General features: G+C 68.1%; 24 protein-coding genes and 2 pseudogenes. 14 read left to right on the top strand and 12 right to left on the bottom strand.

The annotated features are described in order from the left end of the window. Positions 1–2: 2 nt before the first annotated feature. Together A5705_RS08050 and A5705_RS08045 are read right to left on the bottom strand one after the other, a co-directional pair. The gene (locus A5705_RS08050) at positions 3–1,706 is read right to left on the bottom strand and encodes an MOSC and FAD-binding oxidoreductase domain-containing protein (protein ID WP_067883657.1); all 1,704 of its coding nucleotides are present in this window, start codon (positions 1,704–1,706) and stop codon (positions 3–5) included. A gap of 30 nt (positions 1,707–1,736) precedes the next feature. Continuing rightward, entirely contained in the window at positions 1,737–2,687 is a 951-nt protein-coding gene (locus tag A5705_RS08045) for an SDR family oxidoreductase (RefSeq protein ID WP_231982384.1), read from the bottom strand. Between A5705_RS08045 and A5705_RS08040 the strand changes: the two genes are divergently transcribed. The 8 genes from A5705_RS08040 to A5705_RS08005 all read left to right on the top strand — a co-directional run bounded on the left by A5705_RS08040 (position 2,646) and on the right by A5705_RS08005 (position 9,729). After that, positions 2,646–3,518, top strand: a complete 873-nt coding sequence (locus A5705_RS08040; RefSeq protein WP_068276687.1) for an alpha/beta fold hydrolase — start codon at positions 2,646–2,648, stop codon at positions 3,516–3,518. The genes A5705_RS08045 and A5705_RS08040 overlap by 42 nt on opposite strands. 74 nt (positions 3,519–3,592) lie before the next feature. Next, entirely contained in the window at positions 3,593–4,285 is a 693-nt protein-coding gene (locus tag A5705_RS08035; RefSeq protein ID WP_067883654.1) for a TetR/AcrR family transcriptional regulator, read from the top strand. After that, positions 4,278–4,934: a TetR/AcrR family transcriptional regulator gene (locus A5705_RS08030; protein WP_068276764.1), complete on the top strand. Its 657-nt coding sequence runs from the start codon at positions 4,278–4,280 to the stop codon at positions 4,932–4,934. The genes A5705_RS08035 and A5705_RS08030 overlap by 8 nt, the downstream gene beginning before the upstream one ends. Before the next feature lie 164 nt (positions 4,935–5,098). Then, positions 5,099–6,145, top strand: a complete 1,047-nt coding sequence (locus A5705_RS08025; RefSeq protein WP_068276684.1) for a zinc-binding dehydrogenase — start codon at positions 5,099–5,101, stop codon at positions 6,143–6,145. A 55-nt stretch (positions 6,146–6,200) separates the two neighbouring features. Next, positions 6,201–7,088, top strand: a complete 888-nt coding sequence (locus tag A5705_RS08020) for a DUF427 domain-containing protein (RefSeq protein ID WP_068276681.1) — start codon at positions 6,201–6,203, stop codon at positions 7,086–7,088. Between the two features lie 2 nt (positions 7,089–7,090). Continuing rightward, complete coding sequence (locus A5705_RS08015; RefSeq protein ID WP_068276678.1) at positions 7,091–7,777, top strand: haloacid dehalogenase type II; 687 nt, start codon at positions 7,091–7,093, stop codon at positions 7,775–7,777. A 26-nt stretch (positions 7,778–7,803) separates the two neighbouring features. Then, positions 7,804–9,258 (top strand): NAD(P)/FAD-dependent oxidoreductase, encoded by a 1,455-nt coding sequence (locus A5705_RS08010; protein WP_068276675.1) that lies wholly within the window; start codon positions 7,804–7,806, stop codon positions 9,256–9,258. A gap of 3 nt (positions 9,259–9,261) precedes the next feature. After that, on the top strand, positions 9,262–9,729 hold the full coding sequence (locus A5705_RS08005) for a cupin domain-containing protein (protein WP_067883649.1): 468 nt from the start codon (positions 9,262–9,264) through the stop codon (positions 9,727–9,729). Here A5705_RS08005 and A5705_RS08000 read toward each other — a convergent pair. Further along, on the bottom strand, positions 9,723–10,121 hold the full coding sequence (locus A5705_RS08000) for a VOC family protein (protein ID WP_067883648.1): 399 nt from the start codon (positions 10,119–10,121) through the stop codon (positions 9,723–9,725). The genes A5705_RS08005 and A5705_RS08000 overlap by 7 nt on opposite strands. A gap of 104 nt (positions 10,122–10,225) precedes the next feature. Continuing rightward, the gene (locus A5705_RS07995) at positions 10,226–10,471 is read right to left on the bottom strand and encodes a hypothetical protein (RefSeq protein ID WP_067883647.1); all 246 of its coding nucleotides are present in this window, start codon (positions 10,469–10,471) and stop codon (positions 10,226–10,228) included. A gap of 299 nt (positions 10,472–10,770) precedes the next feature. Between A5705_RS07995 and A5705_RS07990 the strand changes: the two genes are divergently transcribed. Together A5705_RS07990 and A5705_RS28460 are read left to right on the top strand one after the other, a co-directional pair. Next, positions 10,771–11,241: a hypothetical protein gene (locus A5705_RS07990; RefSeq protein ID WP_067883646.1), complete on the top strand. Its 471-nt coding sequence runs from the start codon at positions 10,771–10,773 to the stop codon at positions 11,239–11,241. A 166-nt stretch (positions 11,242–11,407) separates the two neighbouring features. Beyond that, a pseudogene (locus tag A5705_RS28460) lies at positions 11,408–11,833 on the top strand (hypothetical protein); the annotation flags it as partial. Between the two features lie 38 nt (positions 11,834–11,871). On the opposite strand, the gene purQ reads toward A5705_RS28460, so the two are convergent. The 3 genes and pseudogenes from purQ to A5705_RS07975 form a co-directional block, all read right to left on the bottom strand. Then, on the bottom strand, positions 11,872–12,546 hold the full coding sequence (purQ, locus tag A5705_RS07985) for a phosphoribosylformylglycinamidine synthase subunit PurQ (protein WP_067883645.1): 675 nt from the start codon (positions 12,544–12,546) through the stop codon (positions 11,872–11,874). Further along, on the bottom strand, positions 12,543–12,782 hold the full coding sequence (gene purS / locus A5705_RS07980) for a phosphoribosylformylglycinamidine synthase subunit PurS (protein ID WP_067883644.1): 240 nt from the start codon (positions 12,780–12,782) through the stop codon (positions 12,543–12,545). Before purS ends, purQ begins: the two co-directional genes overlap by 4 nt. A gap of 48 nt (positions 12,783–12,830) precedes the next feature. Then, positions 12,831–13,563: pseudogene (locus A5705_RS07975) on the bottom strand (ATPase). Between A5705_RS07975 and A5705_RS07970 the strand changes: the two are divergent. After that, complete coding sequence (locus A5705_RS07970; protein ID WP_067883642.1) at positions 13,540–14,178, top strand: MBL fold metallo-hydrolase; 639 nt, start codon at positions 13,540–13,542, stop codon at positions 14,176–14,178. The pseudogene A5705_RS07975 and the gene A5705_RS07970 sit on opposite strands and share 24 nt — an antisense overlap. A 64-nt stretch (positions 14,179–14,242) precedes the next feature. Here A5705_RS07970 and A5705_RS07965 read toward each other — a convergent pair whose 3' ends face one another. Then, positions 14,243–15,919, bottom strand: a complete 1,677-nt coding sequence (locus A5705_RS07965) for an FAD-binding dehydrogenase (RefSeq protein ID WP_068276669.1) — start codon at positions 15,917–15,919, stop codon at positions 14,243–14,245. A 48-nt stretch (positions 15,920–15,967) separates the two neighbouring features. Then, positions 15,968–16,672: a DUF2334 domain-containing protein gene (locus tag A5705_RS07960; protein WP_068276666.1), complete on the bottom strand. Its 705-nt coding sequence runs from the start codon at positions 16,670–16,672 to the stop codon at positions 15,968–15,970. A 196-nt stretch (positions 16,673–16,868) separates the two neighbouring features. On the opposite strand from A5705_RS07960, the gene A5705_RS07955 reads away from it, so the two are divergent. Continuing rightward, positions 16,869–18,485, top strand: coding sequence for a DHA2 family efflux MFS transporter permease subunit (locus tag A5705_RS07955; protein ID WP_067883639.1), 1,617 nt, complete (start codon positions 16,869–16,871; stop codon positions 18,483–18,485). A 6-nt stretch (positions 18,486–18,491) separates the two neighbouring features. Here the strand turns inward: A5705_RS07955 and A5705_RS07950 are convergent, their stop codons facing one another. Continuing rightward, on the bottom strand, positions 18,492–19,055 hold the full coding sequence (locus A5705_RS07950) for a TetR/AcrR family transcriptional regulator (RefSeq protein ID WP_068276663.1): 564 nt from the start codon (positions 19,053–19,055) through the stop codon (positions 18,492–18,494). Positions 19,056–19,146: 91 nt separating this feature from the next. Here A5705_RS07950 and A5705_RS07945 point away from each other — a divergent pair, with 91 nt between their 5' ends. After that, positions 19,147–19,602 carry a DoxX family protein gene (locus A5705_RS07945; RefSeq protein ID WP_067883637.1) on the top strand — a complete coding sequence of 152 codons (456 nt, stop codon included), beginning with the start codon at positions 19,147–19,149 and terminating at the stop codon, positions 19,600–19,602. Here A5705_RS07945 and A5705_RS07940 read toward each other — a convergent pair. Together A5705_RS07940 and A5705_RS07935 are read right to left on the bottom strand one after the other, a co-directional pair. Further along, positions 19,531–21,693, bottom strand: a complete 2,163-nt coding sequence (locus tag A5705_RS07940; protein WP_068276660.1) for a S9 family peptidase — start codon at positions 21,691–21,693, stop codon at positions 19,531–19,533. The two genes, A5705_RS07945 and A5705_RS07940, sit on opposite strands and share 72 nt — an antisense overlap. Then, on the bottom strand, positions 21,690–22,583 hold the full coding sequence (locus tag A5705_RS07935; protein ID WP_068276655.1) for a phosphoribosylaminoimidazolesuccinocarboxamide synthase: 894 nt from the start codon (positions 22,581–22,583) through the stop codon (positions 21,690–21,692). The genes A5705_RS07940 and A5705_RS07935 overlap by 4 nt, the downstream gene beginning before the upstream one ends. 50 nt (positions 22,584–22,633) lie before the next feature. Between A5705_RS07935 and A5705_RS07930 the strand changes: the two genes are divergently transcribed. Then, the gene (locus A5705_RS07930; RefSeq protein ID WP_067883717.1) at positions 22,634–23,254 is read left to right on the top strand and encodes a hypothetical protein; all 621 of its coding nucleotides are present in this window, start codon (positions 22,634–22,636) and stop codon (positions 23,252–23,254) included. Positions 23,255–23,276 lie beyond the last annotated feature (22 nt).

Raw genomic sequence — 23,276 nt, 5'->3', positions numbered from 1 at the left:
CGTCACAGGTCCAACACCAGGTCGCTGCCCGGCGCGGCCGAGCAGATCAGGACCTCGGCATCGCCGGGCTGCTCCAGCGGTGCCTGCACGTAGGTCGCCGTCCCGGAGACGATGCCGGTGACGCACACGTGACACACCCCGCTGCGGCACGAGAAGCGGGTCGGCACATCGCACGCCTCGGCGAGGTCGAGAATGCTGCCGTAGTCCGGCGACCAGTCGACGGTCAGCCCGCTGCGGGCGAAGGTCACCGACGGTCCGGTGCCGGGCGGTCCGGCGGGCGGGTGCGGCACGGGGCGCTCTCCGGTTTCGAGAACGCCCGGGTTGATCGCCGGCAGGGCACCGAAGAGTTCGCTGTGGATGTTCTGGGGGTCTGAGCCGGCGGCCGTCAGGAATTCACGGATATCGGCCATGAATTGGGTCGGGCCGCAAAGGTAGACGCTGGCGTCGGGCGGCAGGCCCAGTGCCGCGATCGACTCCCCGTTGAGGCGGCCCTGGGTCTCGGTGTAGAAGACGCGCTGCCGAGCGTGCGGCAGGGAGTCGATCAGGCTCGTGACTTCGGCTGCGAACGCCTGCGTTTCGGGGTTGCGGGCGGTGTGCAGCCACCAGACGTCGCGGACGCTGTGGCCGGCGGACAGCGCGTGCAACATCGCCAGCACGGGCGTGGCCCCGATGCCCGCCGAGCAGAGGACAACCGGATTGTCGCCGTCGGTGAGATAGAAGTCGCCACGTGGTGCGGCCGCCTCGATCACCGCCCCTGGCTGGATGTGGGCGTGCAGCCACCGGCTCACCAAACCATGGTCTTCGCGCTTGACGCTCAGCCGGTAGGTCCCCGCAGCGGGATCACCCGACAGCGAGTAGCTGCGCAGCGGCGCCGGTTCGCCGGCTCCGCGAAGTCGCACGGGCAGGTATTGCCCCGGCAGCGGCGGTGGCAACGGGTCGCCGTCCTCGGACTCCAGGCGAATCGACAACACCTGGGGGCTTTCGCGGTGTATACGGGCGACCCGCAAGGTGCGAAATCCGTTCCACCGCGGTGATACTCCGGTCACCGGCGCCACGGCGGGCCCGGGTTCGGCCAGCATGTCCCGGAAGGACTGTTGCCAGCCGGGGCTGAGCGCCGGGACGTCGACGACCTTATGGAGTTGCTCGGCGTTGCGATTTGGCAGGTAGAGCAGCGCATCGACGTCGGCGACGCTGAGCTCGTGACGGCCTCGCCGGGTCCGTACGATGTCGTCGCCGGCGCAAACGGTTCCCTCGCTGATGACCCGGAAGTAAAAGCCCGGCCGATGCTGGGAGACAAACAGATTGGGCATCCTGGGTTCGTTGAGTCGCATGCCGACCCGGAAGCAGGTGACGCGCGGCTGGGTGACCTCGAATTCCGCCTGACCGATGCGGTAGCGGTCACCGATGCAGACCTCGTCGTCGGTCAGGCCGGCGATCGTGAAATTTTCACCGAAGTGGCCCGGCTCCAGGTCATCGCGACCGAGGTAGGTCCTCCAAAAGTCGTACGACTCCACCTGGTAGACCATCACCGCGCGCTGTTCACCGCCGTGGCCCCCGAGGTCGCCCTGGCCGTCACCGTCCAGGTTGAGGCGGCGCACCATGACCGGTCCCTCGACCGGGGTCTTCCAGATCCCGGTGTGGACCGTTTTGCCCCGCCATCGGACGTCCTTGGGCATGCCGACATTGACCGATACCAGCCTGCCCACTGTGTCTCCTTGCGGTCCCCTGGGAGGAGCCTAGGTCAGCGGCTCTCCGCCGTCGACCTTCAGCGTCACACCGGTCATGAAGGTGTTGGTCATGGCGAACAGGACCGCTCCGGCGATATCGTCGGTGGTTCCGATTCGCCCCACGGGGTTGCCGTCGGCGATGCGGTTGAAGTAGTCCCGCTTGCCCTCGTCCCCGAAGGCATCCCAGGCTCCGCTGTCGATGACGCCGGGCGAGATCGCGTTGACCCGCACGGGAGCGAGTTCGACGGCCAGCCAACGAGCGAGGAAGTCAACTGCACCGTTGGTGATACCGACGCCCAGGTAACCCACGTTGTGCTTGAACGCGTGAACACCCGAGAACAGCACGAGCGAACCACCCGCTTTCATCTGCGGCGCAAAGTGTTTGGCGAGCATGGTCGGCCCGATCACCTTGATGTCGAAGGAGAGCCGCAGCTGATGGCGGTCCAGGTCGGCCAGCTTTCCGCGGGCGCGTGCCGACGCGGTCGACACCACATGATCCACCGCGCCCACCCGGGCGGCCAGGGCGGCGATCGACTCGTCGTCGGTGAGGTCGACCACCTCTGCGGCGATGTCGCGGCCGGCGTATGCGCTTTCCAGCTTGGGTTTGTCCCGGCCGGCCACGACCACGCGGGCACCTTCCGATCGCGCAAGCAACGCGACGGCCCGAGCAATTCCGCTGCCACGCCCGACCACCACTACTGTTCTGTCCCGCAACGCGTTACCCACCGTGCGATCGCTCCTCGCGTGGGGACAGGAACCGATCCGGCCCCAGAATTGGGATGTCTGGCCCAGAATATGCCGATCCGGGGCGGGCGGCAACATATCGGCCCGGGCTGTTGCCCGCCGCCCGATTGAGGCATAATGGGTTGCACAACCCATAAAGTAGGTGCGTTCGAGCGCGGGCTCAGGAGGAACGTCATGGCGAGCGTTCATCATCGTTACACCACCGTCGACGGTCATCGGCTGTTCTTCCGCGAGGCCGGCGATGCGGGCGCGCCCGCGCTGGTCCTCCTGCACGGGTTCCCCACCAGTTCCTATATGTTCCGGGCCCTGATACCGGCGCTGGCCGACCGCTACCACGTGATCGCACCGGACCACCTGGGCTTCGGACTCTCGGACGCCCCACCGGTCGAAGAGTTCGACTACACCTTCGATGCACTCACCGACCTGACCGCGGGTCTGTTGCGCACGCTCGGCATCGACCGCTACGCCATCTACGTCCAGGACTACGGCGCCCCGATCGGATGGCGGCTCGCGCTGCGGGATCCGTCCGCCATCACCGCGATCATCACCCAGAACGGCAACGGTTACGACGCGGGATTCGTCGAAAGCTTCTGGAAAGTGGTGTGGGCCTACCAAAACGAGCCGACACCCGACACGGAGGCCCCGGTGCGGCAGTTCCTCACGCTGGATGCCACCCGGTGGCAGTACGTCACGGGCGTGCCCGACGAGACACTCGTCGACCCCGAAGCCTGGCATCACGACCATGCGCTGATCTCTCGCCCCGGCAACGACGAAGTCCAGCTGAAGCTGCTCCGCGACTATGCCACCAACGCGCCGCTCTATCCGCGCCTGCACGAGTACTTCCGCGCGAGCCGGGTGCCGCTGCTGGCGGTGTGGGGTCGCGGCGACGAGATCTTCGGACCGGCCGGCGCCGAGGCGTTCGCCGACGACCTACCCGACGCCGAGATCCACCTGCTCGACGGCGGGCACTTCCTGCTCGAATCGGCGCTGGACGAGGTCGCCGCGCTGATCCGCGACTTCCTCGCCAAGCTCCCCGTGGCCGCCTGACGGGCCGCGGGCGGCACCGGTATCAATGGGTTGAATAGCCCATAAGCGCGGAGTCCCCGGACTAACCTGGGACGATGGCCCATCCCGATGTTCTCGACGAGCAGCGGTTGACCGCCAAGGGGCGCGCCACCCGCGACCGGATCGTGCAGGCCGCAGCCCAGCTCATCGTCACCGAGGGCCTGTCGGCGTCGAACATGGAGAACGTGCGCAGGGCGGCTTCGGTCAGCGGCTCGCAGCTTGCGCACTACTTCACCGACAAGGGCGCGCTCATTCGGGCGGTGATCCGGCGCCAGATCGGAGTGGTGCTGGACTTCCACCGCCAGCCCAGGCTCCACGGCCTGCGTTCATTCGACGACTTCGAGCGGTGGGCCGACCTCAACCTGCGTTACCTGAGGCGCATCGGATATTTCGGCACACCCACCTACCACGCCCTCGCCGCCCAGCTGGTGAAATCCGACGACGCGACGCGCGAAACCCTGGGATGGGGCTACTGGCGGTGGGTCGAGCTGCTCGAGGAATCGATCCGGCGGATGAGAGATGACGGTGTCCTGGTCGCCGATGCCGACCCGCGCCGGCTGGCGCTGGTCATCGTCAGCGCTCACCAGGGGGGCGGGACGCTGGCCTTCACCTATCGGGCGGAGTGGCCGCATGCCGACGCGGTCCGGTTCGCGGTCAACTATTTGCGGCTGTTCGCCACCGATGCGGCCGAACGGGTCCCGCGGGCCGCCCGGCGCCCCCGTGCTCGGCGTGGGCGGCAACGTGACTGACGACGCGCCATCGCGGTTCACCCGCAAGGGTCTGGCGACGCGGGCGCGCATCGTCGAGGTCGCCGCTCGCCTCATGTTCGAGCGCGGCGTCGCCAATACCAGCATCGATCAGGTGCGGCGCGTGGCCGACGTGGGCGGCTCGCAGATGTCGCACTACTTCGCCGACAAGCGCGACCTCACCCGCCATGTCGTCGCCGCTCGCCGCGACGAGGTGCGGGCCTTCCACACTCAACCGTCGCTGGAAGGTCTCGACAGCCTCGATGCGCTGCAGGCGTGGGCCGATGCGTGCATCACCGCCGCGGACTCCGTGTACCGCGTCGGCGGTTGCGTCTACGGCGCTTTGGCCGGTGAGCTCATCGACGCCGACGACGAAGTGCACGACGATCTCTCGGCGGGCTACGACCAGTGGATCGGGCTGTTTCAGGCGGGTCTCACGGCGATGCGGCAGCGCGGCGACCTGCGCCCCGACGCCGACCCGCGGCATCTGGCCGTGTCGCTGGTTGTCGCACACCAGGGCGGCGCCATGGTCACGCACGCCACCGGAGACACCGAACCGCTGCGGGCCGCCGTCACGGCGGCCGTCGACTACGTGCGCTCCTTTGCGCCGCCGCCCCCACCGCGCAACACGCGTCGCCGAGGTAAGTCCTGACCCGGTTGCCGGCCGCCGGTCTGGACAGAATGGGTCCGCTGGCCCATAATAGTGGGTCAGATGGCCCATTCAATCTGATGTGGACGGCTCGCAGCCGACGCGCCGATGCACCGGCGCAGATCCACATGCACAGGCCAACAAGCGATCTGGGGAAGAGGCGGCAGTTGTCCATCACCGATGCACCCCAGCTGCCCACCGCTCCGGCCGTTGTTCGCGAGCGGCCCGGCGGCGATACCATGCGAGCGATCATCCTCGCGGGGTTCGGCGGACTCGACAACCTCGTCTACACCGACATCCCCAAGCCGCTGCCCCGGGACGGCGAAGTTGTCATCCAGGTCAAGGGGTTCGGCATCAACCACGCCGAGATCCACATGCGCCGGGGGGAATGGGCGGAAGCCGCCGAAGTCAGCGGCATCGAATGCGTGGGCGTCGTCGACTCCTGCCCGGGAGGCGAATTCCCGACCGGCGCCAAGGTGGCGGCCTTGATGGGCGGCCTGGGGCGAACGATCAATGGCAGCTACGCCGAGTACACGCGCGTCCGCGCGGCGAACGTCGTCCCACTCGAGTCCGACCTGACGTGGTCGCAGCTCGCCGCGCTCCCGGAAACCTATGCGACCGCTTGGACGTGCCTGTTCCGCAACCTCGAATTGACGGCGGGACAGACGCTGGTGATCCGCGGGGCCACCTCGGCGTTGGGTCAGGCGGCGCTCAAGATGGCCGTGGCCACCGGGGCGAACGTCATCGCCACCGCGCGTAGCCGCGAGCGCTTTCGGATGCTCGAGGAGTTGGGAGCTGTCCGCATCGAATTGGAGCGCCGTGACCTTGCCAGCCACATTGCCGAGGCCAAGCAGATCGATGCGGTCCTCGATTTCGTCGGCAATAGCACGATCCTCGACTCTCTCGACATGTTGCGCCGCGGTGGTTCGGCATGCCTGGCCGGGTGGCTCGGCGGGCTTGCGCCCATCGGCGATTTCAACCCGCTTGCGCGGATGGCCAGCGGGGTGAACTTCACCTTCTTCGCCAGCCCGGTCTTTGGCAATCCCGGCTTCCCGGTGTCGGATGTGCCGCTGGGCGACATCGCACAGCAGGTGGCGGATGGCAAATTCGACGCGAAACCGGCTCGCGTTTTTTCGTTCGACCAGATTCACGAGGCCCACCGGCTGGCGGAGTCGGGCGAAGCCGGCGGTAAGGTCGTCGTTGTCATGGACTGACAGCGGCGTAAAGACTTTCCTCGAGAATAGCTTTCGCCAATGAGGGGACACCACAGTGGGTTTGGCATGGCAACAAGGACCATTGGCATCCGGATCGGCGGGGCATTTCCTCGTCGAGCAGCCGCTGCCGCCGCGGCTGTTGTTCGCCGAGCCGTTGCGCCGGCGCATGCGGGTGCGCTTCGCGGACCGCTGGATCGCCGACAGCGAGGACGTCATCCTGCTGCACGAACCGGGGCGGTACCCGGTCGCCTACTTCCCCGCCGGTGATGTCGAGGCGGGAATGGTGGTCGCCGAGGATCGGGTGACTCAGCACCGCGACCTCGGCGACACCCGGTGGTTCACCGTCACGGCCGCGGAGCGAGAGGCCAATCACGCCGCCTGGCAACACACGGCACTGCCGCCGCATGCAGCGGTCCTGGACGGGCGGCTGGCCTTCGCCTGGCGCGCCATGGACGCCTTCTACGAGGAAGACGACCGCATCGTCGGGCATGCCGCCGACGCCTATCACCGCATCGACATCCGCTCCACCTCACGCCATCTCGTCGTCCGGGACGGGGAGCAGGTGGTCGCCGAAACGAAGCACCCGTTGGCACTATACGAATCGGGCTTTGCGCCGCGCTGGTACGTGCCGCGAGAGGATACCGACCAGGATTCCCTCACTCTCGTTGCGTTGCAGACCTTTTGCCCCTATAAGGGGATCTGCTCCTATTACGACGTCGGCGGCCGCAAGCGGGCCGCCTGGTCGTACGTCGACGCCTGGCCGGAGGTAGGGCCGGTGACAAATCTGGTTTCCTTCGAGCCCGATAAGATCGATGTGTATCTCGACGGCAAGCAGCTACAGCTCGAGCCCGGCCAGACCGTCATTCCGCATGGCGTTGACCGCGGGCTCGACACCGATGAGGTGCTGCTTCCGAAGCCGTCCACGCAGAGCGCCAGGGATTGACCATGCGGCCCGGAACCCCGTCGGTACTCGTATTCGACGTGAACGAGACGCTCCTCGACATCGAGTCGCTGGCGCCGCTTTTCGGGGAGAAGTTCGGCGACGAGGGGGTGCTGCGCGAATGGTTCGCCCAGCTCGTCATGTACTCGATGACCGTCACCCTGGCGGACAACTACGTGAACTTCTCGGCGCTCGCCCAGGGCGTGCTGCGGATGCTCGGTGACATCTACCACGTGGACGTCACGGACGACGACCTGCACCGCCTGAAAAGCGGCCTGCTCACGATGCCGGCACACCCGGATGCGGCCGATGCGCTTGCCGCTCTGCGCGACAACGGATTCCGCCTTGTCACCCTGACCAACTCACCGCCCAACCCGACCGGGCCGACCGCACTGCAGCATTCCGGGCTCGGCGACTTTTTCGAGGCGCAGCTGAGCGTCGACGCCCGCCGCGCCTTCAAGCCGGCCCCCGCGGTGTACCGGTACGTGTGCGAAACGCTCGGCGTCGCTCCCGCCGATTGCATGATGGTGGCCGCACACGTGTGGGACACCCTCGGCGCCCAGCATGTGGGTTTCAGCTCGGCACTGATCACCCGACCGGGCAATCCGCCGCTGCCCGTCGACGGGCTGCCCCAACCGACGCTGGTGGTGAGCGACATGCGACAGCTGGCCGCGCGCCTCATCGGCGGATAGCCGAACCACGGAGAGGACCTTCGCATATGACGGCGGACTTCGACTCGCACTACGACGTCGTCATACTGGGCGCCGGGCCGATCGGGCAGAACGTCGCCGACCGCGTCCGCGCCGCGGGTCTCAGCGTTGCGGTGGTCGAGCGCGAGCTCGTCGGGGGCGAGTGCTCGTACTGGGCCTGCGTGCCCAGTAAAGCGTTGCTGCGCCCGGTCATCGCCGTCTCGGACGCGCGCCGGGTCGACGGCGCCCGCGAGGCGGTCAGCGGTTCGATCAGCAGCGCGGGCGTCTTCGGTCGCCGCAATCGCTACGTCACCGACTGGGACGACAGCGGCCAGGCCGACTGGGTGACCGGACTCGGCGCCACCCTGGTGCGCGGGCACGGCCGGTTGGCCGGCCCGCGCCGAGTCGCCGTCAGCACCCCCGGCGGCGAGCAGCCGGTGCTGACGGCGCGGCACGCGGTGGTGGTCTGCACCGGCAGCCGGCCCGCGCTCCCCGACCTGCCCGGCATCGCCGAGGCCAAACCGTGGACGAACCGGGATGCCACCGACAGCAGCTACGTCCCGGAGCGGCTCGCCGTCGTCGGTGCGGGCGGCGTGGGCGTCGAAATGGCCACCGCCTGGCAAGGATTGGGCGCGCAGGTGACCCTGCTGGCTCGCGGCTCCGGCCTGCTGCCCCGCATGGAGCCCTTCGTGGGCGAGCTCATCGGCCGTGGACTCGCCGAGGCGGGTGTGGACGTCCGCACGGGAGCATCGGTCCGCGCGCTGCGCCGGCCCGACGGCGGGCGCGCGATCCTCGAATTGGGCGACGGATCCGAATTAGAGGTCAGTGAGGTGCTTTTCGCCACGGGCCGGGCGCCGCTCACCGACGACATCGGCCTGGAGACGATCGGGCTGCGCCCGGGCAGCTGGCTCGACGCCGACGACACCTGCCGGGTGCGAGCGGTCGAGGACGGCTGGCTCTATGCGGCGGGCGACGTCAATCACCGGGCGCTGCTGACCCATCAGGGCAAGTACCAGGGGCGCATCGCCGGAGCGGCGATCGGGGCGCGCGCGGAGGGACGGCCGTTGGACACCGCCCCGTGGGGCGCCCACGCGACCACCGCCGACCACCACGCCGTGCCGCAGGCCTTCTTCACCGACCCGGAAGCCGCCGCCGTCGGACTGACAGCCCGACAGGCCGAGGACGCCGGGCACCGGGTGCGCACGGTCGATGTCGAGATCGGCGACGTCGTGATGGGAGCCAAGCTCTACGCCGACGGGTACACGGGTCGGGCGCGCATGGTGGTCGATGCCGATCGCGGGCGCCTGCTCGGCGTCACGCTGGTCGGCCCCGGGGTCACCGAGATGCTGCACTCGGCCACGATCGCCGTCGCGGGCCAGGTGCCGCTCGATCGGCTGTGGCATGCGGTCCCCTGCTTCCCGACGGTCAGCGAACTGTGGCTGAGATTGCTCGAGGCCTATCGGGATGCGGCGGACGATAATTGACGCATGGCGACTTCAGACGGATTCCATCCAGACTTCGACGACGCGACTGTTGCGGTCACGCGCAACCGGGTGCACCACATCAGGGCGTCGGACATCAGTTCCGACACCGCACAGTCGGAGGGCCTGCGCCGCTTCGCCGCGCTGTCCGGCAAGTCGGTCGGCGCGGAGAAGCTGTGGATGGGCGAGACGCACGCGTCACCGAAGACCGTCTCGTCGAACCATCACCACGGCGAATCGGAGACCGCAATCTACGTGCGAAGCGGCAACCCGGAGTTCGTCTTCCACGACGGCGTTCACGAGGTCCGCGTCTCGACCGCGCCCGGCGATTACGTCTTCATCCCGCCGTATCTGCCGCACCGGGAAGAGAATCCCGACGCCGACTCGCCCGCGGAAGTCGTGATCGCACGCAGCACCCAGGAGGCCATCGTCGTCAATCTGCCGGAGCTGTATCCGCTGGAAGAGCCTCAGTAGACAGCGATTTCAATGAGGTTGCCGTCGACGTCGCGGCAGTAGTGCGAGGTCATCGGCCCCAGCGCGCCGATCTTGGTGACCGGCCCGGAGACGACGTCGACGCCGCACGCCGCGAGGTGGGCGCGCACCTCCTCGGGGCTCGCCCGGGTGACGAAGCACAAGTCCTCGGAGCCGGCCGCCTCGACGGAGCCGGTGACCCAGTCGGGGTCGTCGGCCAGCGCGCCCACCGGTCGCAGGTTGATCTTCTGATCCCCGAAGCACACGGCGGTTCTGCCGGACGGCCCGAAAGTCTCGCGCCGCATGCCCAGCACCCGCTCGTACCACGACGCGGTGGCATGAACGTCTTGGCAGTTCAGCACGATATGGTCGATCCGTTCCACCGTGAATCCCACGTCCAGCCCTCCCGCGGTGTGGCGTTGTCGTCACCCCACCTTCGACGGTCACCGTGCGAACGGCAAACCCGTCGACGTGTCGGCCGCGCCGTGCGCCTCCTGGGCTAGCCCATTGTCAAAATCGCCATTGCGGCCAGCGCCATTATGGTGCCGAGGGCCACCAGTATCACGGTGATCGCAGCGCGCACAATTTCGTCTTCGCTGGGTCGCCGTCGCGGCATCATGGTTCCGACGCGCCAGACAATAGCTTTGGTTCTTCCGGCCGCAGCGGTCCAGGGGCTTATCTCCGACTCGAAATCGGGATACGTACGGGTGCTGACAAGCTCGTGCGTCGGGCTCGCGGAAGTCATGCCGGGCCTCCTTGGACATGCGGGCCCACGGATCGGTGTTTTGTGGTCAAAGAAGCCACCCCCTTTTTCTCATGACCGATGGTAGAAAAGGCAGGTAACTATTCCAGTGAAGGCGGCTAACGGTATGGCACGTAACCGATTACGCCTCCGTATCGAATTGGGTTCTGATCGCCCTGGGACCGTTGCAAGCGACCAACCCCGGGCCCTTTGTTTCGCTCAGCCAATTCTCAACAATTTCTTGGCTGCCGGCTGGCTCGGCTCCAAGGATCTGCAAAGCCGCAGGCCCCACCATCTATCTCATGACGAGTGAGCCGCTCTGCGCAGACCTGGTCGAACGCTACCTGTGCACGCGCGGCAGCCGGTATTTCCGGGGCCGGCACGACGGCGAGTTCTTCTACGTCGCCAACACCCGTCCGCGGCGGCTGCACGTCCATCTGGAGATCTGCCCGACGCACGGCGACGTGTTGATGATCCGGGTGGCTCCCGCCTGCTACTTCCCGGCCGCCGACCGCCCCTGGCTGACACACTTCGCCGACACGTGGAACGGACAGAACCGCGAGGTCGTCGCGATTGTGCACGGCTCCTCGGATCCGCAGCGCATCGGCGTGGTGGCGCGCCGATCGCAGTGGATCAGAAAGGGCGCTTCGTTCGAGGATTTCGCATCCTTCGTCGACGCCGCGATAGCTGACGCGATCGACCTGTTCGGCCAGTTGGCCCCGGTCGTCGACTTACCGTCGACGGAGGATCCGATGCTGCTCGACGCCGGCTAAGACCTGGCCACCGTAACGCCACGGCGAAATCTCGGGCGGTATTTCGCAGCGGCGCTACGCTCGCCGACGTTTAGGGCCCCGACCACATTGGCAATCGATAGCGAATCGCAGGAACACGGCGACGAGCGGGCAACAAGGGCAGCGTCGCTGAGGCCCACACGCAGGAAACCAGTGGGATCCGGCCTTCACCAGACAGGTCGCCAAGGCGGCCGGTCCCGTCATCAAGCGCTGGTAGCGCGCCGAGGTGCGCAACGTTGACAATGTTCCGTCAACGGGCGGCGACCGCCCCGTCTACCCTCGCCCATTACGGCCTGTTCATCGGCCCGCTGGACGGCTTGCTGCGCCGCCCCGGGGTCATCGAGGCGAGCCGGGAAAACGCGGCGGCCGCGTTGCACTCCGGCGCGGTGGTGTTGGTGTTGCCCGGCGGCGACTACACTCCTACCGGCCCACCTTCAGCGCGAACACCATCGACGTCACCGGCCGCTTCGGCAACGACCCCGACGTCGACGAGGTCGACGCCCACGTGCGCGCCGTGATGGAGTCCGCGCTCAAGCGGCTGGCCGCCGAGCGCCGGTTCCCCGTCCTGGGCTGACACTCGAACGAATGATGCAGTGCGGCAGGGCTTTCCGCTCAGGCGGCCAGCACGGCGTCCAGCGCCGAGTAGAACAGGCCCAGCCCGTCGTCGGAGGGACCCGTCAGCGCTTCGATGGCGTGCTCGGGATGCGGCATCAGCCCGACGACGCGACCGTTGGCCGAGCTGATGCCCGCGATGTCATGCAAAGAACCGTTCGGGTTGTCGCGGTAGCGGAACACCACGCGTCCCTCGCCCTCCAGCTCGTCGAGCACTTTCGACGGCGCCACGTAGCGGCCCTCGCCGGACTTCAGCGGCACCAGCAGATCGGCGCCCCACTCGAAACGCGAGGTCCATGCCGTCGAGATCGACGCCACCTGCAGCCACACATCACGGCAGACAAAGTGCAAACCCGCATTGCGGGTCAGCGCCCCCGGCAGCAGACCGGCCTCGCAGAGCACCTGAAAGCCGTTGCAGATGCCCAGGACCGGCATGCCGCGCCCCGCGGCGTCGACCACCTCGGCCATCACCGGTGCGAACCGGGCGATCGCGCCCGCCCGCAGGTAGTCACCGTAGGAAAACCCGCCGGGCACCACCACGGCGTCGACCCCCTTCAGGTCGGCGTCCGCATGCCACAGGCCGACGGCCTCGGCGCCGACGCGACGCGCCGCGCGGGCGGCGTCCACGTCGTCGAGCGTCCCGGGGAAGGTGATGATGCCGATCCGCGCCGTCATTCCGGCTCCCGGCTGATCGTCCAGTCTTCGATCACCGTGTTGGCCAACAGCGATTCTGCGATCTCGGCGAGCTCGGAGTCACCGATTGTGTCGTCCACCTCGAGCTCGAATCGCTTGCCCTGCCTGACATCTGAGATGCCCGGGTGACCGAGCCGGCCCAGCGCACCGACAATCGCCTGACCCTGCGGGTCCAGGATCTCCGCTTTGGGCATCACATGCACGACCACCCGAGCCACCGGCGCTCCTCCTGACGGATGTGTTTCGGCACAACTGTACCGGCCGGGTCACGGGCACGAGGCGATGTAGGCCTCGCACAGGGGCGCGGTCAGTGCGTTCAGCACCGGGTCGTCCGTCATCGACGGCCAGGGCACCTGGGGTGGCCCCGACGACCACAGCGTGAGCTCGCTGACGGTGCTGCTTGCCACGTGGGCGACCAGGTAGGTATGCATGACCACCGGACCGCTGACCACGGCGGCCATCCGGTTCGGTTCGTCGCTGGTGATCGAAGGCGACTCCGCCGGTGTGCGCTGCTGGCAGGCGCGAAGCGCCCCGACCGCGCTGCCGAACACCGAAGCCGCCAGCTGGCCGCCGCGGGCCGTGTCACCCCGCCAGTGCAGGACCTCGGCCCGCAGCTGCCATTGACGGTCCGGATGCGCCACCGTCACGCGGGCCGAGACCGCGGAGCCGCGGGCGTCCTGCGGCAGCGCGGGAGAGTCGCACAGCTCCTCGAACCGGAACCGCGCCGCACCCGCCCCGGTCTGCGGGACGGCCGCTCCGGCCAGCGCCGGCCAGTTGTACACCGCGTCCAGCGGCACCGCGTGCTGCGGTATCCATGCGCTGTTCGGGATCTGGTCGCACGTGGTCGGGCAGGTCTCCGGGTCAGCGTGCGCGGGTACCACGACGATCAACGCGACCGTGAAGCCGCCGACGACCAGCATCATCGCCAGGATCACCCGCATCGGCATCACCCTCCGTCGGGGCACAATCGTAGTCATGCAACTGACGCATTTCGGCCATTCCTGCCTCCTTGCCGAGTTCGACAACACGCGTGTGCTTTTTGATCCCGGTACCTTCGCGCACGGTTTCGAGGGAATCAGCGGCCTGACCGCCATCCTCATCACTCATCAGCACCCCGACCACGTCGACGTCGGACGGCTGCCGTCGCTGCTCGAGGGCAACCCCGGCGCGGCGCTCTACGCCGACCCGCAGACCACCGCGCAGCTCGGCGAGCCCTGGCGGGCGGTACACGTCGGCGACGAGCTTGAGATCGGCGAGCTGACCGTGCGGGCCGTCGGCGGCCGGCACGCCGTGATCCATCCGGAAATCCCTGTGATAGAAAACATTTCGTTTCTGATCGGCGATGGGGGGCATGCGGCGAGGCTGATGCATCCCGGCGACGCGCTGTTCGTTCCAGGCGAGCCGGTGGACGTCCTGGCGACCCCGGCGGCGGCCCCGTGGATGAAGATCGCCGAGGCCGTCGACTACCTTCGTGCGGTGGCGCCGGCCCGGGCGGTGCCCATCCACCAGGGGATCATCGCGCCGGACGCCCGGGGCATCTACTACGGCCGGCTCAGCGAGATGACCAGCACCGATTTCCAGGTCTTACCCGAGGAAAGCGCGGTCACCTTCTAGACGCGAGCAGACGCAAAAGCCCCCGACACGCCGAGCGTTCGGGGGCTTTTGCGTCTGGTCGGCGTTAGGAAATGTCGTCGGCGGCGCCGCGGCCCGCGGCGCGGCCGGAGAAGATGCAACCGCCCAGGAACGTGCCCTCCAGCGCCCGGTAGCCGTGCACGCCGCCGCCGCCGAACCCCGCCGCCTCGCCGGCGGCATACAACCCCGTAAGCGGGGTGCCGTCGGCCTTGAGGGCCCGGCCGGCCAAGTCGGTCTCGATGCCGCCCAACGTCTTTCGCGTCAGGATGTGCAGCTTGACCGCGATCATCGGCCCGGCCTTCGGATCGGTCAACCGGTGCGGCGCGACCACCCGGCCCAGCCGGTCCCCGAGGTAGCCGCGCGCGGCGCGGATCGCGGTGATCTGTCCGTCCTTGGTGAACCTGTTGGCCACCTCGCGATCGCGGGCGGTGACCTCGGCCTCGACGGTGGCGTAGTCCAGCGGCTCCACATCGGGCAGCTTGTTCATCGCGGTCACCAGCTCGCGCAACGAGTCGGCGCTGACGAAGTCGATACCCCGGTCGACGAAGGCCTGCACCGGTCCGGGCGCTCCGGAGCTGGCCCGGTTGCGCAGCAGCTCGCGCACGCTCTGCCCGGTCAGATCGGGGTTCTGCTCCTGGCCCGAGAGCGCGAACTCCTTCTCGATGATCTTGGCGTTCAACACAAACCACGTGTAGTCGTGACCGGACTTGGTGATGTACTCCAAGGTGCCGAGGGTGTCGAAGCCCGGATACAACGGGACCGGCAACCGTTTGCCGGTCGCGTCCAGCCACAGCGATGACGGGCCCGGGATGATGCGGATGCCGTGCATCGGCCAGATCGGGTCGTAGTTGGTGATGCCCTCGGTGTAGTGCCACATCCGGTCGGGGTTGATCACCCGCGCGCCGGCCTGCTGGGCGATGGCGATCATCCTGCCGTCGACGTGCGCGGGCACCCCGCTGAGCAATTGGTCGGGGACCCGCCCCATCCGCGTGGGCCAATTCTTTCGCACCAGCTCGTGGTTCCCGCCGATGCCACCGCTGGTCACGAGCACCGCCGAGGCGCGAAACTCAAACTGGCCCAATGCGTTCCGTGACGAGGCCACGCCACGTGCGGTGGCCGACGGCTGGAGGACGGTGCCCCGGACGCCGGTCGCCGCGCCGCCCGCGCTGCCCTCTAGGATCAACTCGTCGACCCGGTGGCGGTGGGCGAAGCGCACCGTCGAGCGGTCCCGCAGCCTGCGCGCGAAGATCTCCACCAGCGCCGGCCCGGTGCCCCACGTGATGTGGAAGCGCGGCACCGAGTTGCCGTGGCCCTGTGCGCCGTAACCGCCGCGCTCGGCCCAACCCACCAGCGGAAAGATCTTGTGGCCCCGCGCACGCAGCCAGCTGCGTTTCTCCCCGGCCGCGAAATCGACGTAGGCGTGCGCCCATTGGCGCGGCCAGTAGTCCTCGGGCCGGTCGAACGCCGCCGTGCCCAGCCAATCCTGCAGGGCGAGTTCGTGGCTGTCGCGGATGCCCAGGCGGCGCTGCTCCGGGCTGTCGACGAAGAACAGGCCGCCGAACGACCAGAAGGCCTGACCGCCGAGGTTGGCACTGTTCTCCTGATCGACGATCAGCACCCGCAGACCGCGCTCCACCAATTCGCACGCGGCCACCAGGCCCGACAGCCCGGCGCCGACGATGATCGCGTCAGCGGCGAACCCCGCGGCCGAAGAATCGCTCATGTCCGACCAGGGTAATGCCCCGGCCGGCGGGCCGATCAGGCGCTCGGGTCAGGCCGCGTCGAGGATCGCGTTGTGAGACCGCCACTGGTACACCGTGGGCATGCACCCGTGCATCGAGGCCAGGTCGACGGCGTCCAGTATGGCCTGCAGCGGGCCCGGCTTGCGCAGTTGGTGCGCGGCCACCGCGACCCGCACGATGCCGCCCCGGCGCGCGATCCGCTCCGCGGACAGCACCACCATGCGGCACCACCACGGCTCCGTCAGGAAGCCCTCGCCGATCCCGAGCACCCGGGTGCGAACGGTGTTGTGCCGCACCAGGTCGGTAATCCCATGCAGATCGGCAAGCAGTCGAAAACCGTTCTGCGGCAACGCCTTGACGACACCCGGCGAGACAACCCAGCCGGGCGCCGCGAACAGCCGGGTGCGCAGGCCGAGGTGCTCGAGCACCCGGTCCGCGCCCATCAGCCGCAGGTTGGCCTCGTGGGCCCGCAGCACCGCGAACTCGCCGCGACGCTTCTTGGTGGCGGGGTCGTCGTAGCCATGCAGGACGATCGCATCCCCGCCGGCGCGACGGGCCGTGAGCCACTCGACGGTGTGCGGGTCGCGGTCGAGCCGGTAGTCACCCTTGAGCCGCGGAGCAACCAGCAACGAAACCGGAACCTTGCGGGCGTCCATTTGTGCGCAGAACGCCTCGACGTCGTCCAGGGTGCGTTCGCCGATCCCCGAGACCGAGACGATCAATTTTCCAGACACACTCGCAGTTTGACGATTCCAGGTGTCGGGACGGTGAAGGACACGCGGACAGCAGGCGTATATCGCCCCGGGCGAAGGACCCGCCCGCAGGCTGGGAAAACGGGGTAGGCGGGCGCGCGGGAACCCGCGCCGGACCGCCCGCGGCCGCCCCGGTCAGCAAACGCGTCCCGGCGCGGACGGGGACGATCGATTCGATATGCTAAGCAACGCCATGGACAAGGCCCGTTCAGCAGCGGCCGACACCGCGCCGCCCACCGCTCCTGCACAGCCGCCGGGCGCCCACGTCTATCCCGACAAGCTGGACGCCAGGCTGTTACGGGTCTCGGGAGTTTGCCTCCTGGCAACGGTGATGGCGATCCTCGATGTCACCGTCGTCGCCGTCGCGCAACGCACCTTCATCGACCAATTCGGCTCGTCCCAGGCCGTCGTCGCCTGGACGATGACCGGCTACACCCTGGCCTTGGCGACGGTGATCCCGTTGACCGGGTGGGCGGCGGACCGGTTCGGCACCAAGCGGCTGTTCATGGGATCGGTGGTGGCATTCGCGCTGGGATCGCTGCTGTGCGCAATAGCGTCAACAATACTGCAGCTCATCGTGTTTCGGGTGGTACAGGGCATCGGCGGCGGCATGCTCATGCCGCTGGGATTCATGATCATGACCCGCGAAGCGGGGCCCGCGCGCCTCGGCCGCCTGATGTCGATCCTGAGCATTCCCATGCTGCTCGCCCCCATCGGCGGCCCCATCCTGGGCGGCTGGCTCATCGACACCTCGAGCTGGCGCTGGATCTTCCTGATCAACCTGCCGATCGGGCTGTTGACGCTGATTCTGGCGGCGCTCGTGTTCCCCGGTGATCACCCGGCGCGCTCGGAAACTTTCGACGTCGTCGGTGGACTGCTGCTGTCGCCAGGGCTGGCGACGTTCCTCTTCGCGGTGTCGTCCGTCCCGCGCTGCGGGACCGTGGCCGACCGTCGGGTCTTGATCCCTGCGGCCATCGGCCTGGCGCTCATCGCCGCGTTCGTCGTGCACGCGCGACGCCGTGCCGATCACCCACTCATCGACCTGCGGCTGTTCCAGAACAAGGTGATCACCCAGGCGAACGTGACGATGCTGCTGTTCGCCACCGCCTTTTTCGGCGCCGGCCTGCTGCTGCCCAGCTACTTCCAGCAGGTGCTGCACCAGTCCCCCATGCAGGCCGGCGTGCACATGATCCCGCAGGGGCTGGGCGCCATGCTGACCATGCGGCTGACGGGGCCGCTGGTGGACAGGCAGGGACCGGGCAAGATCGTGCTGGTCGGCATCGCCCTGATCATCGCCGGCCTCGGCACCTTCGCCGTCGGGGTCGGAAAGCAGACCCCGTACCTACCCACGCTGCTGGTCGGGTTGGCGATCATGGGCCTGGGCATGGGCTGCACCATGATGCCGCTTTCCGTGGCGTCGGTGCAGGCCCTCGCGCCGCATCAGATCGCCCGCGGTACAACGCTGATGAGCGTCAGCCATCAGGTGGGCGGTTCGATGGGGACCGCGTTGATGTCGATGGTCCTGACAAACCAGTTCAACCACAGCGACGCCATAACCGCGGCGCGCAAACTCGCGACGCTGCAACAAAAAGCGGCCGCCACCGGTGTGCCGGTCGACCCGGCCGCCATCCCCCGGCAGGCGCTGGCTCCCGGCTTCTCCGGGGGCCTGCTGCACGACCTTTCGCACGCGTACACAACCGTATTCGTGATCGCGGTGGTGTTGGTGTGCTTGACCATCATCCCGGCGGCGTTCCTGCCGAAGCAGCCGGCCATTCAAACGGCCGCAGACGACTAGCGCCGCTCACCCGTCGAACAGCATGGTCGCGATCCGCGCGACGGTCTCCATCGGATCGGACCGCTTGAGATGGGTGTTGACCGCGTCATTGAGCCACAGCGTCGAAAACCCGTGCACCATCGACCATGCCGCCAGTTGCGCGGCCGCAGGGTCGGCCCGCGCGTGCGGGTCCCGCAAGGACGCGACGCCGCGGGAAAGCTCGGCACCGGCGGCGGACTCGGCGGCGGCGAGTTGGGGGTCGGCGGAGTCGAGGAGCGATTTGTCGAACATCACCCGATAGTGGCCGGGGTGTTCGAGGGCGAACCGCACGTAAGCCAGGGCCGCATCGGTGAAGCGGCCGCGAGCGTCGGTCAGGGCCTCGGTCAGCAACTGGAAGCCCTGGGCCGCCAGCGCGGTGAACACGCCGCGCCGATCGGTGAAGTGATGCGCCGGCGCGGCGTGCGACACGCCCGCGCTGCGGGCCAACTCGCGCAACGAGACCCCGTCGGCGCCCCGCTCGGCCACCAGGCGGGCGGCCTCGGCGAGGATGGCCGCGCGCAGGTCGCCGTGATGGTAGCTGGGGCGGTTCATCAGGCCAGCATAGCGACCGAACTTGACAGTGACTAGATCCCGGTTTACCTTCGAGTGGTAGAATCTTGTCACTGTCTAGATTGGATGTCGGATGGCCCCGCTGATCACGCTGCTCCTGAGCACCCTCGCCGCCCGCAGCATCGGCTGGCTCGGCTGGTTTGGGCAGGCCTATGTCAACAACTGGACCGCGGCGATCGCCGTCGGGCTGGCGGCGATGTTCGTGCTGACCGGCTGCGCGCACTTCGCGCCGGCAATGCGCCGCGACCTCATCGCGATCGTGCCGGCCCGGCTGCCCGGGCCCGGCTACCTGGTCACGATCACCGGGCTGCTCGAGCTGTTGGGCGCCGTCGGCCTGTTGGTTCCCGAGACCAGGGCGGCGGCGGCGATCTGCCTACTGGTGCTGATGCTGGCCATGTTTCCGGCCAACGTCCACGCGTCCCGGATGCCCGATCCGCCCAAGTCGATGACGACGCGGCTACCGCTGCGCACGGCCATTCAGGCCGTCTTCCTGGCCGCCGCCGTAGCGGTCGCGGTCGGCAGCGGCTAACAGCCACGCGTACTGGAACGCGGTTTCCTGCCAGGCCTTGTAGCGGCCACTCACGCCGCCGTGCCCCGCGTTCATCTGCGTCTTCAACAAGATCGGATTGCCGTCGGCGTTGGCGTGGCGCAGGGCCGCAACCCACTTGGCCGGCTCGACGTAGTAGACCCGCGTGTCGTTCAGCGATGTCATCGCCAGGATGGCCGGGTACCTCTTGGCCTCGACGTTCTCGTACGGCGAATACGACTTCATGTATGAGTAGACGTCGCTGTCGCTCAACGGGTTTCCCCATTCGTCCCATTCGGTCACGGTCAGCGGCAACGAGGGGTCGAGGATCGTGGTCAGCGGGTCGACGAAAGGGACCTGCGCGAGGATGCCGGCGAAGAGCTCGGGCGCCAAGTTGGCCACCGCGCCGACCAGCAGGCCGCCGGCGCTGCCGCCCAGCGCCACCAGCTGCTGCGGCCGGGTCAGGCCGGCTTTCACCAAATGCCTTGCCACCGCCACGAAGTCCGTGAACGTGTTCTTCTTTTCCAGCAGCTTGCCGTGCTCGTACCACAGCCGGCCCATCTCACCGCCGCCGCGGACGTGGGCGATCACGAACACCATGCCGCGGTCCAGCAGCGAAAGCCTGGCGATCGAAAAACTCGGGTCGGTGCACAGCTCGTAGGCGCCGTAGCCGTAAAGCAGTGTCGGCGCTGGCAACTCGACGCCGGCGCGATACACGATCGACACCGGTATCTTGGTGCCGTCGTCCGCCGGCGCCCAGTCGCGCCGTTCGACGTAGTCGTCGGCCCGGTAGCCGCCGAGGACGGGTTGCTCGCGCAGCAAGGTCCGCTCACCCGTGGCGAGGTCGATGTCGTAGATCTGCGCGGGAGTGACCAGAGAACCCGCCCTGATTCGCAGCTTGGGCGAATCCCAGGTCGGATTGCCGCCCAATCCGCACGACATCAGCTCGGAGTCGAACGTGATCTCTTCGGGTTCGCCGTAGTCACCGCCGGATTCTATGGGCCACAGTTGGACTCGCGGCAGCGCCGCACGCCGGTAGCTCACCGCCAGGTGGGCGGCGAAGGCGTCGACGGCGTCGAGCCGGACGTCGTCGCGATGGGGGATCAGGGTGCGCTGCCGCGCCGGATCGCTGACCGGGGCCTCGGTGAGCGTGAAGTTCACCGACCCGTCGTTGTGCAGGATCAGGAATCGGTCTTCGCCGCCGACCACGGCGTGCTCGGCCGAATATTCGATGCCCTCGCGCCTCGGCAACACCACGGTGAACGTTGCGTTCGGGTCGGCGGCGTCCGCGTAACGCATTTCGGAGGTGATCGACGACCCCGACGCGATGAACACGTACTTCTCGCTTCGGGAGAGCCCAACTCCCAGCCAAAATCGTTCGTCCGCTTCGTGATACACCAGCTCCGAGGGCTGTTCGGAGCCGAGCCGGTACCGCCAGACCTTGTCGGGACGGTGCGCGGCGTCCAGCGTCAGGTAATAGACGGTGCGGTTGTCGGCCGCCCAGGTGGCCCCCGCCGCGATGTCCGCGATCTCGTCGGAGTACGGCTCGCCGGTGCGTAAGTCCTTGAACCGCAACGTGTAGCGTTCATCGCCGACGGTGTCGACCGAGTATGCCAGCAGGTTCCCGTCCAGGCTGACCATCGCCGCACCGAGCGCGAAGAACTCGTGACCCTCTGCTTCGGCGTTCGAGTCGAGCAGGACCTGTTCGCCGGGGACTTCGGTGTTCTCGTCGAGGACCGGCGGGTTCCAGTCGTCGGGATCGGCGACCGGGCAACGACATTGAACCCGGTACTGCTTGCCTTCGAAGGTGCGGGCGTAGTACCACCAGTCGCCCTGCCGGGTCGGCACCGACAGGTCGGTCTCCTTCGTGCGCGACTTGATCTCGTCGAAGATCTGCTGCCGCAACGGCTCCAGGTGGGCCGTCATCCGGTCGACGTAGGAGTTTTCGGCCTCCAGGTAGCCGATGACCTCGGGGTCGGCCTTGTCTCGCAGCCATTCGTAGGGGTCGATGAAGACGTCACCGTGGTGTTCGCGGCGAGTGTCCACCCGCTTGGCTGTGGGCGGCACCGGCGCGCCCGACGAGGCGTCCGTCACGCGCCCGGCCCGATCCAGTCGCCGAAGCTCAACCCCGAAATGCGTTCGTAAGCCTCGATATAACGGCTGCGGGTGGCGTCGATGATGTCTTCGGGAAGCGGTGGCGGCGGTTGCGACCCGTGCCGATCCCAGCCGGATTCGGGGCTGGTCAGCCAGTTGCGCACGAACTGCTTGTCGAAACTGGTCTGCACCACTCCGGCCCGGTAGTCCTGCGCCGGCCAGTAGCGCGAGGAATCCGGCGTGAAGATCTCGTCGGCCAGCAGCAGGTTGCCGTCCGGGTCGGTGCCGAATTCGAACTTGGTGTCGGCGATGATGATTCCCCTCCTGAGCGCATGGTCGGCGGCCTGGACATAGATCTGCAGGGTGCGGTCGCGCAGCTGGTTGGCGCGCACCGCCCCCACCATCTCGATCACCCGCGCGAACGAGATGTTCTCGTCGTGGTCGCCCAGCGCCGCTTTCGTCGCCGGCGTGAACAGCGGGTTGGCGAACCTGCTGGCCTCGACCAGACCCGGCGGCAGCGCGATGCCGCAGACCTTGCCGGTCTCCTGGTAGTCCAGCAGCCCCGAGCCGGTCAGGTAACCTCGGGCCACGCATTCCACCGGGACCATCTCCAGGCGCCGCACCACCAGCGCGCGGCCGAGCACCTCGTCGGGAATGCGCGGGTCGTCGGGCGGACCGGCCAGGTGGTTGGGCGCCTCGACGAGGCCGAAGAAGAACACGCTCATCGCGGTCAGGATGCGGCCCTTGTCCGGGATCGTGCTGTCCAGGACGTAGTCGTACGCGGAGATCCGGTCGGTCGCCACCAGCAGCAGGTGCTCGTCCCCGACGCGGTAGATCTCACGGACCTTGCCGCTGGCCAGATGCTCGTAGTCGGACAGTGCGGGACGCATCGGGTCAGCCTATCGGGCGGCCCTGTGCTGGGATCGAGGCTATGACGTCGCTGCCATCGCGGATTCTGCCCTACGCCACCACGCCCGGCCGGCTGGCCGCCCAACTCTTCAGCGATTTCGCTATCTTCCTCTGGACGGTGCTGTGGCTGCTCGTCGGGACGGCCGTCTACGACGCCATCTCGACCATCGCCGAGGCCGGCCGTCAGGTGGAGATCGGCGCCAACGGGGTCGCGGGCAACCTGGCGTCGGCGGGCGAAGGCGCGCAGCACATTCCGGTGGTCGGTGATGCGGTCAGCAAGCCGCTCGCGTCTGCCAGCGCGGCCGCCCTCGACATCGCGGGGGCCGGACGCAGCCTCGACACCACGGCGGGCTGGCTGGCGGTGCTGCTGTCGCTGGCCGTCGTCGCGGTGCCGCTGCTCATCGTGGTCATCCCGTGGCTTTTCCTGCGGCTTCGCTTCTTCCGGCGCAAATGGACGGTCACCGGCCTGGCCGCGACCCCGGCCGGCGAGCAGTTGCTGGCGCTGCGGGCGTTGACCAACCGGCCGGCGCGCAAGCTCACCGCGATCAGCGCCGATCCGGTCGGCGGGTGGCGCCGCGAGGATCCCGGCACCATCCGGGCGCTGGCCGCGCTGGAACTGCGGGCGGCCGGCATCGCGCTGCGCACGGGCTGACGAGAGTGCGCGCGGGCCACTC

It is taken from the genome of Mycobacterium sp. E787, from assembly GCF_001668725.1.
GTDB lineage: Bacteria > Actinomycetota > Actinomycetes > Mycobacteriales > Mycobacteriaceae > Mycobacterium.
The sequence above is the reverse complement of the archived record's forward strand: the minus strand, read 5'-3'. Positions and strand labels throughout refer to the sequence as shown.

What these genes read in the sequence shown, in the direction of transcription:
- A5705_RS08040 (WP_068276687.1), top strand. Translation starts at nt 2,646, where the DNA reads ATGGCGAGCGTTCATCATCGTTACACCACCGTCGACGGTCATCGGCTG.
- A5705_RS08045 (WP_231982384.1), bottom strand. Translation starts at nt 2,687, where the DNA reads ATGACCGTCGACGGTGGTGTAACGATGATGAACGCTCGCCATGACGTT.
- A5705_RS08035 (WP_067883654.1), top strand. Translation starts at nt 3,593, where the DNA reads ATGGCCCATCCCGATGTTCTCGACGAGCAGCGGTTGACCGCCAAGGGG.
- A5705_RS08015 (WP_068276678.1), top strand. Translation starts at nt 7,091, where the DNA reads ATGCGGCCCGGAACCCCGTCGGTACTCGTATTCGACGTGAACGAGACG.
- A5705_RS08010 (WP_068276675.1), top strand. Translation starts at nt 7,804, where the DNA reads ATGACGGCGGACTTCGACTCGCACTACGACGTCGTCATACTGGGCGCC.
- A5705_RS08005 (WP_067883649.1), top strand. Translation starts at nt 9,262, where the DNA reads ATGGCGACTTCAGACGGATTCCATCCAGACTTCGACGACGCGACTGTT.
- A5705_RS07995 (WP_067883647.1), bottom strand. Translation starts at nt 10,471, where the DNA reads ATGACTTCCGCGAGCCCGACGCACGAGCTTGTCAGCACCCGTACGTAT.
- A5705_RS07990 (WP_067883646.1), top strand. Translation starts at nt 10,771, where the DNA reads ATGACGAGTGAGCCGCTCTGCGCAGACCTGGTCGAACGCTACCTGTGC.
- purQ (WP_067883645.1), bottom strand. Translation starts at nt 12,546, where the DNA reads ATGACGGCGCGGATCGGCATCATCACCTTCCCCGGGACGCTCGACGAC.
- A5705_RS07970 (WP_067883642.1), top strand. Translation starts at nt 13,540, where the DNA reads ATGCAACTGACGCATTTCGGCCATTCCTGCCTCCTTGCCGAGTTCGAC.
- A5705_RS07965 (WP_068276669.1), bottom strand. Translation starts at nt 15,919, where the DNA reads ATGAGCGATTCTTCGGCCGCGGGGTTCGCCGCTGACGCGATCATCGTC.
- A5705_RS07955 (WP_067883639.1), top strand. Translation starts at nt 16,869, where the DNA reads ATGCTAAGCAACGCCATGGACAAGGCCCGTTCAGCAGCGGCCGACACC.
- A5705_RS07950 (WP_068276663.1), bottom strand. Translation starts at nt 19,055, where the DNA reads ATGAACCGCCCCAGCTACCATCACGGCGACCTGCGCGCGGCCATCCTC.
- A5705_RS07945 (WP_067883637.1), top strand. Translation starts at nt 19,147, where the DNA reads ATGGCCCCGCTGATCACGCTGCTCCTGAGCACCCTCGCCGCCCGCAGC.
- A5705_RS07935 (WP_068276655.1), bottom strand. Translation starts at nt 22,583, where the DNA reads ATGCGTCCCGCACTGTCCGACTACGAGCATCTGGCCAGCGGCAAGGTC.